The sequence below is a fragment of the Micromonospora sp. NPDC050686 genome, assembly GCF_040654475.1.
GTDB lineage: Bacteria > Actinomycetota > Actinomycetes > Mycobacteriales > Micromonosporaceae > Micromonospora.
The window spans coordinates 39779-54809 of the sequence record NZ_JBFAID010000047.1 but is presented as its reverse complement, the minus strand read 5'-3'; the positions used below and the strand labels follow the sequence as shown (position 1 = coordinate 54809).

At 72.0% G+C, this 15031-nt stretch carries 12 protein-coding genes; 8 read left to right on the top strand and 4 right to left on the bottom strand.

Annotation, left to right across the window (positions count from 1 at the left end; translation table 11 throughout):
* Positions 1-116 precede the first annotated feature (116 nt).
* Positions 117-584, bottom strand: a complete 468-nt coding sequence (locus tag AB0H57_RS25245; RefSeq protein ID WP_357510470.1) for an SRPBCC family protein — start codon at positions 582-584, stop codon at positions 117-119.
* Between the two features lie 162 nt (positions 585-746).
* On the bottom strand, positions 747-2954 hold the full coding sequence (locus tag AB0H57_RS25240; RefSeq protein WP_357510468.1) for a choice-of-anchor J domain-containing protein: 2208 nt from the start codon (positions 2952-2954) through the stop codon (positions 747-749).
* Positions 2955-3176: 222 nt separating this feature from the next.
* Here AB0H57_RS25240 and AB0H57_RS25235 point away from each other — a divergent pair, with 222 nt between their 5' ends.
* Positions 3177-3782, top strand: coding sequence for a sigma-70 family RNA polymerase sigma factor (locus AB0H57_RS25235; RefSeq protein WP_357510466.1), 606 nt, complete (start codon positions 3177-3179; stop codon positions 3780-3782).
* Entirely contained in the window at positions 3779-4615 is an 837-nt protein-coding gene (locus tag AB0H57_RS25230; protein ID WP_357510464.1) for a hypothetical protein, read from the top strand. The genes AB0H57_RS25235 and AB0H57_RS25230 overlap by 4 nt, the downstream gene beginning before the upstream one ends.
* A gap of 211 nt (positions 4616-4826) precedes the next feature.
* Here AB0H57_RS25230 and AB0H57_RS25225 read toward each other — a convergent pair whose 3' ends face one another.
* Complete coding sequence (locus AB0H57_RS25225; protein ID WP_357510462.1) at positions 4827-5234, bottom strand: hypothetical protein; 408 nt, start codon at positions 5232-5234, stop codon at positions 4827-4829.
* Positions 5231-6325, bottom strand: a complete 1095-nt coding sequence (locus tag AB0H57_RS25220) for an XRE family transcriptional regulator (protein ID WP_357510460.1) — start codon at positions 6323-6325, stop codon at positions 5231-5233. Before AB0H57_RS25220 ends, AB0H57_RS25225 begins: the two co-directional genes overlap by 4 nt.
* Before the next feature lie 242 nt (positions 6326-6567).
* Here AB0H57_RS25220 and AB0H57_RS25215 point away from each other — a divergent pair, with 242 nt between their 5' ends.
* The 6 genes from AB0H57_RS25215 (at position 6568) to AB0H57_RS25190 (ending at position 14994) form a co-directional block, all read left to right on the top strand.
* Positions 6568-7893: an AAA family ATPase gene (locus AB0H57_RS25215; protein WP_357510458.1), complete on the top strand. Its 1326-nt coding sequence runs from the start codon at positions 6568-6570 to the stop codon at positions 7891-7893.
* Between the two features lie 42 nt (positions 7894-7935).
* On the top strand, positions 7936-8595 hold the full coding sequence (locus tag AB0H57_RS25210; RefSeq protein WP_357510456.1) for a hypothetical protein: 660 nt from the start codon (positions 7936-7938) through the stop codon (positions 8593-8595).
* Positions 8596-8615: 20 nt separating this feature from the next.
* Positions 8616-9113 carry a GNAT family N-acetyltransferase gene (locus AB0H57_RS25205; protein WP_357510454.1) on the top strand — a complete coding sequence of 166 codons (498 nt, stop codon included), beginning with the start codon at positions 8616-8618 and terminating at the stop codon, positions 9111-9113.
* A gap of 140 nt (positions 9114-9253) precedes the next feature.
* Positions 9254-9940 (top strand): hypothetical protein, encoded by a 687-nt coding sequence (locus AB0H57_RS25200; protein WP_357510452.1) that lies wholly within the window; start codon positions 9254-9256, stop codon positions 9938-9940.
* 1 nt (position 9941) lies between these two features.
* Positions 9942-10739, top strand: coding sequence for a cobalt transporter (locus tag AB0H57_RS25195; RefSeq protein WP_357510450.1), 798 nt, complete (start codon positions 9942-9944; stop codon positions 10737-10739).
* 46 nt (positions 10740-10785) lie between these two features.
* Complete coding sequence (locus tag AB0H57_RS25190) at positions 10786-14994, top strand: LamG-like jellyroll fold domain-containing protein (protein ID WP_357510448.1); 4209 nt, start codon at positions 10786-10788, stop codon at positions 14992-14994.
* The last annotated feature ends 37 nt before the right edge of the window (positions 14995-15031 follow it).

Here is a 15031-nt window from a genome sequence, read left to right as displayed (position 1 = left end):
ACATCGAGCCGCAAGGTCCGATCGAGACCGAGGCAGCTCGACGCCTCGACGGCGAGCTCAACCAGAAGTAGCTACCTGGTTACCCAACACTTTCTAAGGCGCGGGCTGACCGCAGGTCAATCAGCCGTTTCGACGTACGACGCCAGGTTGGCCAGCGAGGAGGCGATCCCCGCCTCGTGGTCCGCCTGGTCGATGCCGGGCGGCACGCCGGTGGCGGTGACGGTCACTTCGGTCCCCGCGCCGGCGGCGGCGAGCTGCCAGGTCATGGTCATGGTGCCTGCGTACGACGGGTCGTCGGAGTCGAACACGGCCCGCTGCACCACGCGCTCGGCTGGCACCAGGTCGGCGAAGGCGACGTCGACGACGTCTGTCGCGTCGGACGTCTTGCCGGGACTGTCCGGCGCGTCGAGATAGGTGAGCACCATCCGGAACCCGCCACCGGGGCGAGGGTCCCATCGCTCGATCCGCCCGCGCATGCCCTCAGGCGGCAGCCACGCCTGCAGCGACTCCCGGTCGAGCAGGGCGTCGTAGACGGTCGCCGGTGGTGCGGCAATGGATCGGCTGGCGCGGTCGGTCCTCTCCATGGCCCGATCCTAGGGCTCGCGGAAAGGCCGGACAGTCCGACGCCCGGGCGCCTGCCGTGTTCCGGCCGGCACCCGGGCGCTCGACGTCTCCCCGGCGAGCGGGGTGTTAGGCGGGGGCCCCGCCTGTACCGAATGCGTTGACAAGGGCCCCCGCCTTACACCTCAGCCGGGTTGGGTGACGTTGTTGACCTTGAGGGTGTAGGGGGCGTACTGCTGGACCTGCTCGGTCGGCTCGTCGTAGGCGACCACGGCGACCACCTTCGGGAACAGGCTGAGCAGCGCGAGCTGCGCCAGGTTCAGCGACACGCTCGACTTGCCGTCGAACTGGAGCTGAAGCGCGATCGAGTGCTTCTCGTCCAGGCCGATCAGCCGCAGGTTCCAGTTGTGCACGGTCGCCGGCTTGATCTCGCTGGGCGAGTCGAACGGGGCGAGGCTGCTGCCGTCGCTGAGCGTGGTGCCGCCGACGGTGACGTCGTCGATCAGCAGGCCGCCCTCGTTGACGCCGCCGTCGCTGACGTAGCGGAAGCCGAGCAGGATGCTCTTGCCGGCGTACGCGGACAGGTCGTAGCTGTGCGGCTCGAACCCGTCGGTGGTGCCGTTCAGCGCCGGGCCGAACGGACCGGCGACCGTCTTGTCACCGGGGATGGCGGTGTAGGTGGCGCCACCGTCGGTGGAGACGGTCACGTAGCCGTAGTCGAAGCCGGCCTCCGCGCCGTACTTGGCGAGGAAGCGCAGCGTCGGGTCGGTCGCCGGCACGGTCACCGGGGTGACCGCGGCGGCGTCGGTGTTGTTGGCGTTGCCGGAGAACAGCACCGGGTTGCCGGGCCGGTCGGGGTCGTTGTTGACGACGGTCCAGGCCAGCGGCAGCGGCGGCAGGGTCTTGGCGCCGGTGAACGACAGCGACCGCAGGTCACGGCCGCGCAGCACCGTGCCGTCCGCCTTCTGTAGCGGGACGAAGTCGGCCCCGTTGGGCGCCGCGCCGGGGGTGGCGTAGGCGGCCGGGTTGGCCAGGTTGACCGTGGAGCGCAGGCTCTTGGCCGTCACCCGGCTCTTCGGTACGCCCAGCATGACGCCCTTGCGGTCGCCGACGATCTTGTCGACCAGCGTCATCGTCTGGTAGTCGTGGATCACCTTGTACATGTCCTTGGCGCCTTCGGCGGCCAGCGTCGCCTGCAGGCTGGCCAGGCCCTGCCGCTCACCGTCCTGATGCAGCCGGGACAGGATGTCCGCGCCGTACCGGTCGTGCAGGAACTGCATGAACGAGTACGCGTTGCCGTAGTCGGCGAGCACCGCGTTCGGGTTCGGGCTCTCGCCCCACAGGGTGAGCGAGTTCTCCGGCCCGCCGCAGTCGCGCGGGTTGGTGTTGTACGGCGTCTGCACCGTGCCGAAGCCCTGGTAGCAGTAGAGGTGGCTGTCGGCGCCCCGGTCGTAGACGGTGGCCGTGGTGTCGACGTAGCCGACCAGCGTCTGCGCGTAGTCGGACAGGCCCTCGTTGATCCAGGACGTCTCGAACGGGTCGGTGTAGTAGTGCGCCAGGTGCTGCCACTCGTGCGCGAAGGTGCCCTCGTACAGGTGGGGGCGGGCCGGGCGGCTGGTGCACAGGTCGTCGGTCGGCTCGTTCGGCGGGTTGGCGCCGGTGCGGTGCGCCCAGTCGAACGCGTCGATGGTCATCACGTTGCGGTCGAACAGCTCGTTGAGCTGCGAGGAGAAGAAGCCGGCGATGTAGGTCGGGGCGGCCGGGAACTCGTAGAAGTTGTCGTCCCGTACGTTGTCGACCAGGGTGACCGTCTTGTTGCCGCCGCCGGTGTAGTCGCCGCCGTTGCCGCCGGCGTCCGGCCCGAGCAGCGCGTTGCTGCCGTCGCGGTCCGGCGGCGTGCTGAACGCCGCCGTCTCCTTCGGGTACATGTTGTTGTCGAACTCGTCGACCAGGGCCGTCACCTGCGCGTCGGTGACCTCGGTCGAGTTGGCGATCTGGGTGCGGCAGTCACCGGCCGGGAAGGCGATGTCGTTGGCGACCCAGACCTCGATGTTCTTGCCGACACCGCGCAGCGTGTAGTTCTTGCGGTAGTACGTGCCCTGGTAGTCGTCGAGCCCCAGCCACTGCCGGACGGTGCCGACCGGCGGGGTGTCGGCCGCCGCCTGCGCCTGCGACCGGGCCTGTGCCCGCGCCCGGTACCGGGACGGGGTGTCGACCTTCTTGCCGTCGAGGGTGAAGTCCTTGCGGGACAGTTCCCGGACGTCACTGGTCCGGGACTGCTTGCCCGCGTCGGGCGAGGCGGGTGCGGCCGCCGCCGCCGAGGCGGGGATGACGCTGATCAGTGGTGCGACGAGTGCGATGGCTGCTGCGCCGGCGAGGCGGCTGCGTGCCATTGGCCCCCCTATGGGTGAGGTCGGTCCGATCCGGCGGGAGCTGTCCGCGCGGCCGGGATGCCATTGACGTTCGTACTGCTAAAAGTTGCCCTTGGCAACATCTGCGCCACGACAATCTCCCGACAGCAGGTGGCGACGGTTAGCGTCAGTCGGGAGTGGATACCTCGCACGTCGGCCTGCGGTCGGTGAAACAGCAGCGGCGTTGCCGGACAGGTAGAGGATGTGAGGACACCGCAGCCGGATCGGGAAGGGCGCTTCCGGGCGCTGTACGCCGATGCCTACGCCGATGTGTTGCGCTTCGCCCAGCGTCGCGTGCACCCGAGCCACGCCGAGGACGTCGTCGCTGACGCCTTCCTGGTGGCCTGGCGCCGCCTGGAGGAGGCACCGACCAACCCTGACCAGGCCCGTGCCTGGCTGTTCGGCATCGCCCGCCACTGCCTGCTCAACACCCACCGGGGGCTGGGACGGCAGGACCACCTGGCGGTCCGGATCGCGGAGACGGCACCGACCGACCCGACCGGCGAACCCGAGGACGAAACGGTCGTCCAACGGTTGGTGCTGGCCGCCGCCTGGCGAAACCTGAGCGCCGCCGAGCAGGAGACGCTGGCCCTGAAGGTCTTCGACGACCTCAGCTCTGCCCAGGCCGCCCGGGTTCTCGGCATCAGTGCCGCCTCCTACCGGCTGCGGCTGCTGCGCGCCCGCCGGGCCCTGCGCCGTCACCTCGAACTTGTCGAGCGACCACAGCCCGCGCCCGGCTCCGCACCAGCACTGGCACCACCCACCTCGACAGCGCCGGCCACCGGGCGGCAGATGGAGGCAAAACCGTGAAGACCCACCCCGACTCGGCGAACTCCCGGCTTGACATCGCCCTGCGGTCCCTCGACGCCGCCAGCACGATGACCGCCGTACAGCAGCAGCACGCCGCCGCGACGCTGGAACGGATCGTGACCACCCCGCCAGCGCCGCTCTCCGACCAACCCGGCGCGGCACCACCCGTACGACGTTCGCCCCGTCGCCTGCTCCTCATCTCCGCGGCTGCGGCCGCGGTGGCGGCCGGCGTCCTCGTCCTACCCTCGGGCGGCGGCGGTGGACGGGCATACGCGTCCTGGACTCCCGTGCCCGCCGGTCTGACGGCAGCGGAGGTCGACCTGGTGGCACCGGCCTGCCGCAAGCGGCTGGGCGATGGCCACCTGGACCTGGACCGCGCCCGTCTCGTCCTGGCCGAACGTCGCGGCGAGTACGTCGTGCTGCTGTACCGCACCGACGACCCCGACGTGTCCGGGTCCTGCCTGGCCCACAACCGTCAGGGCAGCGACGACGTCGACGACGTCGCCTGGGGAATCGGCGGCAGCTCGGGGCCCGCCCTGCCGGCGCCAGCCCGCGGCTTCACCCAGGGAGCCATCAGCGACTTCGTCGACGCCTCAGTCACCGACGGCGCGGCCGGCCCCGGCGTCGCCGGCGTGACCATCCACGCCGGCGAGCTGACCGTCCAGGCGTCGGTCAGCAACGGCCGCTACGTCGCCTGGTGGCCGGGCCCAGCCTTCACCAGCGCCCGCGACCAGCGCAGCGGGAAAGGCGGCCCGCAGTTGATCATCAGCTACGACCTGACCCTGACCGACGGCACCGTCATCCGGAACGCGCAACCGAGCCGCCCGTCGTGACGCCAACCAGACCCGGCCGTACTCGGAGGGTGCGGCCGGCCTCGGCCCGCACCCTCCGGACTGCGAATCAGAGCAGGCCAGCCTTACGCGAGTAAGAGGGGAACTCGCTTCCTGTGCACGGGAGGCGGTGCCCGGTCTGGTGCAGGGCCTCGACGATGGCGCTGGCATTGGCCTCGGTCAGCTTGCCCGAACGACAGCCGCCGGCAAGTAGTCAGACCGTGCCATGGACGGGCAGGCCGTAGGCCAGACCGACGCGCTTCGCGGCCCGGTCGTCCGTGATCGCGATGCCGTGACGCAGTTGCGCCGCGGCGAAGACGCTCGCCTCGCCTCGGTCCCGGTCCCCAGCGCCCACCCGGCGTACCCACTCCGCGAAGCACCTGATCTCGGCGAGGCTGTCGAGGGCAATGACCTCGATCCAGTCCAGTGCCATCGCAGCACGTAGTGCTGGGTGCCGTTTGCCGCTCTCCCCGAGTTCGCTCAGGACTACCGACGTGGTCGCCGCCGCCCGGCCGACGACCAGATCTGCGAGTACATCGAGCCGGTCGGCGAGGGCGAAGTGGTGCAGCACGGTTGCGTCGAAGACGAGAAGCGGCTCGGGGCACGAACCTGCGCTGCTCACGGCATCAGGTCAGGTTCGATGCGGGGTGGAAGGTCATCAACACCGATCTGCCCGCGCAGCAGCTCGACCGCTCGGGTGTCGGTGACCTTGTCGCCACGCCATGCCTCCATCACCGCATGGGAGTAGCCAGGAGGCACGCGAACCGCATCCAGGTCGGGTTGCGGCAACCAGCCGACAGCGTCCATGAACTCCGCGCGAGTCGGCGTCGACCGGCCCCACTGCCGCTGGACGGTCGAATCGACCCATCCCGCCTGCTGGGCCTGCCGGAGTGCCAAGGACCAGGAGGTGCGGTAACGGGCCGCCAGACGAATGACGTCCTCCCGGCGCGCGGTCCCACCCTCAGAGGCGCCGAATGCGTCGACCGGGAGGAGAAGCTCGGCGGCGAACGCGTTGATCATGCTTTCCCGGTCCGCGCGTGACAGGTGGACGGCCAGGTCACTCGAATACTCGTCGCCGAGCACGAGATGCCCCAACTCGTGGGCGGCCGTCGCCCGTCGCCGGCCGGGGTCCCCGGCGAGGCTGACCACCGCCACCGCGAGATCGTCATCCACCAGGGACGCGCCGTCTCCTGGTATGTCGCTCACCAGAACGTACTGGCCGCTGCGCTCGCAGAAATCCATCAGCGTGTCGATGGGCTCCACGTCGGCGCCATGGGTCTGGCGGAGCCACGACGCGGCGGCCCGTGCCTCGGACTCTGACCTGATCGGGCCGCCGTACCGCAGTGGCGAGGTGGGCCGCAGAGTGCCGATCTCGATGAGCTGGCGGACGTCTCGCAGCCACGAGGAAAGCGTGATCTCGAGACGTTGGGTCCGGCGGGCAACGTCGGTGTCGTTGTCCTCGGTCAGCAGTTCGGCCCGGTGCGAGATCACCGCCGGTCGACGCTCGAGCAGGAAGTCGAGGGGAACGTCGAGCGCGGTCGCCAGCCGGATCAGTTCCAAGGCGTCGACGCGGCGTGCGCCGGCTTCGATCTTGGCGATCATCGTCCGGTCGAGGTCCACTCGGGCACCGAGCTCAGCCTGGGACAAGCCGGCGCCGAGCCGGGCCTGCCGGACCTGGTCGCCGACTGTCATCCAGTCGCTCTTTTCGGCCATGGTGCGATAATCGCACACTTTAGCTGCCGTCGGCGGCAATCAGCAGCCGGGGTGCGCTGCCTCCGCCGCGACCGCCTCACCCCGGCCCGCAATCGGCGGGCAGAGCAAAGGAGGCGCGAGCTGGTCCGGCGGGTCGGCAGGCACCGGGCGAGGCGGGGGTCGCTGGCGGATGGGGGCGCCGGAGCGGGTGCCGCCCAGCGGCCCGGTAGGGTGCCCAGCACCTGCTGGCGGAGGGGGAGGCGATGCTCGGGCTGGAGGTGCCGCCCGCCGTCGCGGCGGAACAGGTCATCGCTGCCGTCCTGGCCGACCTGCGTGGCGGCGAGCACCGCGGCGTGGTGGTCGACTCCCCGCCCGGAGCCGGCAAGTCGACCCTGGTGGTCCGCGCCGCCACCGAACTGGCCGCCGCCGGCGAGTCGCTGATCATCGTCGCGCAGACCAACGAGCAGGTCGACGACCTCGTCGACCGGCTCGCCCGCAAGGCGCCGCAGCTGCGCATCGGCCGGCTCTCCGCCACCGAGTACCGGCCGTCCGACCGGGTGCGGGCCCACGACCTCGTCCGGGTCGCCGCGAAGGTCACCGACCTCGCCGACTCGGCCGTCATCATCGGTACGGCCGCCAAGTGGGCCACCGTCACCGAGGGCGGCTGGCCGTGGGCGATCGTTGACGAGGCGTACCAGATGCGCTCGGACGCCCTGCTGCGCGTGGCCGGACGGTTCGAGCGGGCGCTGTTCGTGGGCGACCCCGGCCAGCTCGACCCGTTCTCCACCGTGGAGACCGCCCGCTGGACCGGCCTCACCTGGGATCCGATGCAGTCGGCGGTGGCCACCCTGCTGCGGCATAACCCGGGCCTGCCCGTACACCGGTTGCCGGTGTCCTGGCGGCTGCCCGCCACCGCGGCGCCGGTGGTGGCCGCCGCGTTCTATCCGTTCACCGGCTTCCGCGCCGGCACCGGCCCCGCCGACCGGGCGCTGACGTTCGGCGCGACCGGCCCGGGCGACGAACTCGACGCCGCCGTGGAGCTGGCCGCCGCCACCGGCTGGGCGCTGCACGAACTGCCCGCCCGGCACACCCTGCGTACCGATGGCGAAGCCGCCGCGGCCTGCGCGGAGCTGGCGCTGCGGGTGTTGCGGCGCGGCGCGGTCGCCGTCTCCGAACAGGCCCCCGAGGGTACGCCGGTGACCGCCGATCGGATCGCCGTCGGCGCCGCCCACCGGGACCAGGTCGCCGCGATCCGGTCCCACCTCGGCGCGGCCGGTGCCGGTATCACCGTGGACACCGCCAACCGGCTCCAGGGCCGGGAGTACGACGTGACGATCGTGCTGCACCCGCTCTCCGGGCGACGTGACGCGACCGCGTTCCACCTGGAGTCGGGGCGGCTGTGCGTGCTGACGTCGCGGCACCGGCACGCCTGCGTGGTGGTGGCGCGGGCCGGGATCGGCGAGCTGCTCGACGCGCACCCGTCGACGGAGCTGGTGCACCTGGACGTGCCGGTGCGGTTCCCGGACGGCTGGGAGGCCAACCAGACGATGCTCACCACCTGGCAGCGGGACCATCTCGCGCGCCGGTGAAGGGGACCACGCGCGGGAGCGGAAGACACTAACGTCCCTGCGGTGACCCCGATCGTGCTGCGCCGTACCGCCCGGGCCCTGCTCGCCCTGCTCGCCCTGCTCGCGTTCGCGGCCTTCGCGCTGCCCTGGCTGACCCGGGCCAACGGTGACGTCCTCATCGGCTTCGACATCGGCTACCTTGCCTACGGCCTGGGCCGGGAGCCGTACCCGGTGACGCAGCTGTTCACCGAGGTGGCGCAGCTGCCGGCGTTGCTCGCGGTGCTGCTCGTTCCCGGGGTGGCGGTGCAGTCCCGCTGGGGCCGGGGCGTCGCGGTCGTCCTCGGGCTGCTCGCCGCCGGGCTGGCCGGGTTCGCGGCGGTCGGCCTGTTCAACAGCATCGAGGACTACTGGGAGCCGGCGCGCAGCACCCGGTACCAGCTCTTCGCCGTCGCGGTGGCCGTGGTCGCGGTGCTGGTGCTGGCCGCCGTGGTCGCCCTCGCCGCCGGGCGCCGCCGGGCGTACGCGATGGCGGTGGCGCTGCTGCTGGTCGGCGCGGCCGCGTTCCACCTCGGCTGCGTCCTGGTCATCTCCTCGGCGCGGGCGATCGGCGTGGAGCTGAGCCCGCTCGCCTGGGCGCCGGCGGCGGCGTACCTGCTGGCGGCCGGCTGCGCGTTCCTCGCCGCCAGCCAGGACACCGTGCCGGCGGCACCCGCCCGGGCCTGAGCGGTCCCTACACTCGGGCGGTGACGGACGTACGCATCGCGCCGTGGGGCGAGGACGACCTGGAGCTGCTGCGGCGGCTCAACCAGCCGGCGGTCCGGGCGCACACCGGCGGGCCGGAGACCGACGAGCAGGTGTTCGCCCGGCACGTCCGGTATACCGGCGGTGTCGCCGACGGTCAGATGTACGCGATCGTGCTGCCCGACGGGGTGCAGGCCGGCAGCGTCGGCTACTGGCCGCGGGTCTGGCGCGACGAGCCGGTCTACGAGATGGGCTGGGCGGTCCTGCCCGAGTTCCAGGGGCGCGGCGTCGCCACCGCCGCCGTACGCGCCACTGTCGACGCGGCCCGGGCCCGGGGCGGCCGGCGATGGGCGCACGCCTACCCGTCGGTGGACAACCCGCCCTCCAACGCGGTCTGCCGCAAGGCCGGTTTCGAGCTGCTCGGCCCGGTCGACTTCGAGTACCCGCCGGGGCAGCTGATGCGCTCCAACGACTGGCGGCTCGACCTGTCCGCCCGCTGACGACGATGACGAACTGGTGTTTTCGTAGTCCGGCAACCTCGTCGTAAGAGATCGCTCAGCTTCCGTGACCGGGTTGGTCACTCGCGGCCGAAACAGTCAAGGCGTCTCCCCGCCCGACCGCGAGCGAATGAGGACCTGCCGTGTCCGGACCACACCGTGCCCTCCGGCACGCCTGGCGTGGCGCCTGCCTGTTCGTGCTGGTGCTGGCCGCCGGACTGCTGCCGGGGCCGGCCTCGGCGCATCCCTTCGGCGCTCCACAGCAGATCGAGGTCGCGGGTCAGGGTGACCGTGGGGTGCGGGTCCGCTGGCTCGTCGGCGGCACCGACGACCTGACCCTGCTCGGCATCGCCCTCGGCGTGCTGCCCGGGGACCGGGTCATGCTGGACGGCGCGGTGAGCTACCGGGACTCCGACGCCGAAGCGGTGGCCGGCGCGCCCGAGTTCGCCCGCTACCTGACCGAGCGGATCGCCGTGGTCCAGGGCGGGCGGCCCTGCCCGGGCCGGGTCCGGGTCGCCGACGACCTGGCGGGCGGCGGCGCCGAGGTGGCGTACACCTGCCCGGCGCCGGTGGGCACGGTGACCGTGACGTCCCGGATGCTCACCGACCTGCACGAGGCCTACCGGACCCTGGCCCGCGGCCCGGACGGGCAGAAGGCGGTGTACGACGCCGCGCACGAGTCGGCGGACTGGACCTTCGGCCCCGCAACCGGGTCGGGCCGGTCCGCGGCTCGGGAGAGCGCCTGGCAGCTCGCCGTCGTCGGGGGTGTCGTGCTGGCCGCCGTCGTGGCCGCAGTCGTCTGGCGCCGTCGGCGTGGACGGGGGGCCTGACGTGGACGCTCTCCTCGGCGCCGCCGACCTCGGGGATCGGCTGGTCGGCGCGGTGCAGTCGCCGGGCTTCGTGCCGGTGGCGCTGGTGACCGCCTTCGTGGCCGGGGCCGCGCACGGGCTCGCCCCCGGCCACGGCAAGAGCCTCGCGGCGGCGTACCTGATCGGCTCCCGCGGCCGGGTCCGCGACGCCGCCTGGCTGGGCTTCTCGGTGGCCGCGATGCACACGGTCTCGGTGCTGGTCGTCGCGCTCGCCTGGACCTTTTTCTCCCTCTCCGACCTGGTCAGCCTCGAACGGCTGACCACCGGGCTCCAGTTGGCGGCCGGCCTGACCGTCGTCGCCGTCGGGCTCTGGCTGCTGCGTCGCCACCTGACCGGCCACGGCCACCGCCACGAGCACAGCCACCGCCACGAGCACAGCCACAGTCACGAGCACGGCCACCGGCACGAGCACGGCCACGACCATGACCACGCCGCCCGGCCGGGGCTGGTCCTGCTGGGCGTCTCCGGCGGCCTGACCCCCTCACCGGCGGCCTTCCTCGTGCTGGTCACCGGCATCTTCGCCGGACGGGCCGGGTTCGCCCTCGCCCTGGTGGTCTGCTTCGGCCTCGGGCTCGCCGCGGTGCTCTTCACCGTCGGCGTCCTGGCGCTCACGGGCCGCTCCCTGGTGGCGCGCGTCGCCGGGTCCCGCGCCCTGCTGCGCGCGGCCACCCGGGTGGCCCCCGTGCTCGCCGCCGTCGGCATCACCCTCATCGGCGTGGGCATCTCCGCCGCCGCCGTGGCCGGCCTGCCCGGCACCTGACCGCAGACCCCTCCTCCTGTCAGCAACCCCCAACGAAGGAGCTGTCGTGACGACACCACTTCATGCCCTCGCCCGGAGGTGGCGCCGCCTCGGCGCGGCCACCCTCGGGCTCGCCCTGGCCGGCGGCGCGCTCGTGCTGCCCGCCCAGGCCGCCCCGACGTCGACCGGCGCGGCCGGCGCCAGCCAGGCGGTCCCGGTCCCGGCCGCCGACGTGCTCGACGTCGCCTTCACCGGCGGTACCAGCAGCGACCGGGCCCAGCGGCTTCCCGCGACCACCTGGGGCGCCCCTCGCTACGCCACCGACGCGGCGTTCGGCCACGACATCCTCACCGTGGACGGGGTCGACGACGCCGTCTCGTACGACTTCACCGACCAGTGGGGCAGGTTCTCCGCCGGCTTCGCCATCGAGTGTGTCTTCCGGGTCGACACCACGATGCCGGTCAGCGGCGAGAAGGACCTCTGCTCCGACAAGGAGGCCGGCGGCTTCTCGGTCTACGTCAACGGCGGCAACCTCGGCACGATGGCCCACATCGGCGGCGGCTACAAGTCGGTGCTGACCCCGATCAGCGGCAACCGCTGGTACCACGCCGTCTCGGTCTGGGACGGGCAGACCCTGAGCCTGCACCTCAACGGCCAGCTGGCCGGCTCGACCGCCGCCACCGGCACGCTCACCCCGCCGGCCGCCACCTCGCGCCGTTTCGTGGTCGGCGCCGACGCCGCCCCGACTGGCATCGGGCAGGTCGCCCCGCCCGCTTCGTTCGCCGCGAGCAAGGTGTGGAGCGCGGCCCTGACCGGCGCGCAGGTGGCCGAGCTGGCCTCGGCGTACGACACCCGGCCGCCCGTGCCGGTGGCCGACGTGCTCGACGTCGACTTCGACGACGGCGGCCCGAAGGACGACGCGCAGAACCTCGCCGTCACCGTCCACGGCGCGCCGGTGATCGCCGAGGACACCGCGGTGAAGGCGGCGGTCGCCACCTTCGACGGCGCCGACGACGCCTACTCGTACGCCTTCGGCGACCAGTGGAGCAAGATCAGCTCCAGGGTGTCCATCGAGTGCACCCTGAAATCCAACGGCACGCTGCCCAACAACGGTGAGCACTCGGTCTGCTCCGAGAAGGAGAGCGGCGGCTACTCGATCGTCATCTACGGCGACAAGCTGACCTTCACCGCCTACGTCGGCGGCGGCTACAAGTCGGCGCAGACGCAGATCGTCTCCGGCCGCTGGTACCACGCGGTCGGCACCTGGGACGGGCAGCACGTCCGGCTCTACCTCGACGGCGCCCTCGCCGCCGAGGCCCCCGCCGCAGGCACGCTCGGGCTGCCCAGCGGCGCCGCCCGCAACGCCTTCTACATCGGCGCCGACTCGGTCAACCAGTTCTGGGCCCCGGCCTCGGTGCTCAACGCCCGCATCTACTCCAAGGTGCTGACCCTCGACGAGGTCAAGGCGCTCAACATCGCCGCCTTCGGCGACGTCCGGGACGCGGGCGTCGCCGTCACCTCCACCGTCCCGGCCGAGGGCGACCACCTCAGCCGCCCGACCGAGTTCCGGGTCGCCGTCACCAACCAGGGCAACGCCACCGGCTGGCGCTACCTGCTCGACGGCGAGCCGATCCAGGTCGGCCAGGAGATCGGCGCCGGCCTGAAGTCCGGCAGCCACACCCTGCGGATCTCGGCCACCGACGTCTTCGGCAAGCCGATCAGCCGGACGGTCACCTTCACCTCCGACGCCATCCCCACCGGCGGCGGCACCGAGGTCGGCCAGGGCAACGGCCGGGTGAGCCTCTCCGCCATCGCCCACAACCCCGACGGCGGCGAGGTCACCACCACCTTCAAGCAGGCCACCCCGAGCGTCCCGGCCGCCGGCGTCCAGGGCGTCGTGCCGGTGATGCCCTCCGCGCTGGACTTCTCGTACGCCGAGGGCGGCCAGATCGGCACCGCGCCGCGCCCCGACGGCAGGTCGATCGACAGCCCCTCCACCGGCGACATCCCCTTCCAGCGGTACGACGTACAGGTGCCCGCGTCGACCGAGCGCCGCCAGATCCTGTGGAACGGCGTGGTCGACCCCGAGCGTGCCGTCTCGCTGCACGCCTGGAACAGCACCACCCGGGCGTGGACGGAACTCGCCACCGCCCGGGGCCAGGCCGAGGGGGAGACCACCCTGAAGGCAGCGGTCGGGCCGGAACTGGTCGACGGCGGCGTGGTCCACGTCCTGGTCACCGGGCAGGACCCGTTCGCCGACGACCTGGCGGCGCGTGACGCCACCGCCGGCGACCCGGCCAACCGGGACCACTTCGAGGACCCGTCGGCCTACGACTTCTCGCTGGCCCACTTCACCGACACCCAGTACCTCGCCGAGGGCGCGGTCGGCGGCACGTACGACGACTTCGACGGCAACGTCGAGGCCAGCGACAAGATGACCATGGAGGAGCAGGCGCTCTGGGCCAAGTCCTACCGGGACACCACCCAGTGGCTGGCCGACAACGCCGACCGGCGGAAGATCGCCTACACCGCACACACCGGCGACATCACCGAGAACGACTACACGAACCCGCTGGCCACCGACTCCAACGGCAACCTGCTCCGTCCCGGCCTGGACGAGCAGGTGACCAAGGAGTTCCAGTTCACCGCCGACGCGCAGCGCACCCTCGACCAGGCCGGACTGGTCAACCAGGTAATCGCCGGCAACCACGACAACCAGGGCGGCAACGAGACCGGCCCGACCTCGCGGTTCAACACGTACTACGGTCCGGAGCGCTACTACGAGAGCGCCAAGCTGTGGCCGGCCGGCGCCAAGGCGTCGTACCACGCCTGGGACGAGACCACCGACGACTCCGGCGCCGTGGTCACCCGTGGCCGGGACAACCAGAACAACTACGTCCTGTTCTCCGCGGGCGGGCTGGACTTCGTCGCGGTGGGCCTGTCCTACGGCGTCACCCAGGCCGAGGCCGACTGGGCCAGCTCGGTCTTCCAGCGCTACCGCGACCGCAACGGCATCCTGCTCACGCACGCCTACATCGCCCCGTCGGGCGCGCCGGACGGCCGGGGCGCCAACTTCTCCACCGACGGATCGCGGGCCTTCTCGACCATCGTGACGGCCAACCCGAACGTGTTCCTGGTCCTCGCCGGCCACGAGCACGGCGTCGGCACCAACCTCAAGACCGGGGTCGGCGTCACCGTCGCGCACAACGTGGTCGAGCTGCTCGCCGACTACCAGTTCTACAAGATGACCGCCGGTGAGCTGTGGCCGGAGAAGGTCGACGCCAACGGCAACCTCGATCTCGACGGCGACGGCACCATCGACCACCGCAAGGGCGACCTGCTCCAGTTCGGCGCCAGCTTCCTGCGGCTGCTCCAGATCGATGTCGACCGGGCCCGGATGAGCGTGGACACCTACTCGCCGATGCTCGACAACTTCGGCGCCACCGAGTACGACGACCGCAAGCGCTACAACGGCGCCGAGGACAACATGGTGCTGCCGATCGACCTGTCGTCGCGCAAGACCAGCTTCAGCACCGACGGCCTGGTCCTGGTCACGCCGACCGACACCGTGATCGGCGAGGACACGACGAAGTCGGGCTGGCCGGCCACCGTGCAGTGGAGCGGCCTGACCGAGGGCGAGCTGTACGCGTGGACCACGACCAGCCGTACCGGCGACGGCGAGCAGGTCGGCTCCGCCGACCAGTTCGGCGGCGTCTTCGTCGCCACCGCCGCCGGCACCGACGTCACCGCGCCGGTGCTCACCGTCCCCGCCTCGACCACCGTCGAGCAGGGCACGCCCTTCGACCCGCTGGCCGGAGTCACCGCCGTGGACAACACCGACGGCGACCTCACCGACCGGATCCAGGTGATCGGCACCGTCGACACCACCACCCCGGGCAGCTACCCCCTGACCTACCTGGTCGCCGACACCAACGGCAACCAGGCCGTCGCCAACCGGGTGGTCACCGTCACCCGGAAACCGGCGATGGAAATCACCCCCACCTCGGTACGCGCAGACGACGTGACGGCCACCTGGGGCCGGACCCTGAAGCTGACCGCCGCCGTCACGCCGGCCAAGGCGACCGGGCCGGTGCAGTTCATGATCGGTGAGGACGTGCTCTGCGAGGCGCCGGTCAAAAAGGGCGCCGCCTCCTGCACCGTCAAGATGCTGCCCAACCCCGGCACCCACCAGGTGCGGGCGGTCTACGGCGGCGACAAGACCCACGCGGCGTCGTACGACGACTTCACGCTGACGGTGGTCGAGCGCAAGCGCTGACCGGAGACCCGGGCGGGGCCGGTCCGGTCGGACCGGC

What these genes read in the sequence shown, in the direction of transcription:
- AB0H57_RS25215 (WP_357510458.1), top strand. Translation starts at nt 6,568, where the DNA reads ATGCTCGGGCTGGAGGTGCCGCCCGCCGTCGCGGCGGAACAGGTCATC.
- AB0H57_RS25240 (WP_357510468.1), bottom strand. Translation starts at nt 2,954, where the DNA reads ATGGCACGCAGCCGCCTCGCCGGCGCAGCAGCCATCGCACTCGTCGCA.
- AB0H57_RS25220 (WP_357510460.1), bottom strand. Translation starts at nt 6,325, where the DNA reads ATGGCCGAAAAGAGCGACTGGATGACAGTCGGCGACCAGGTCCGGCAG.
- AB0H57_RS25245 (WP_357510470.1), bottom strand. Translation starts at nt 584, where the DNA reads ATGGAGAGGACCGACCGCGCCAGCCGATCCATTGCCGCACCACCGGCG.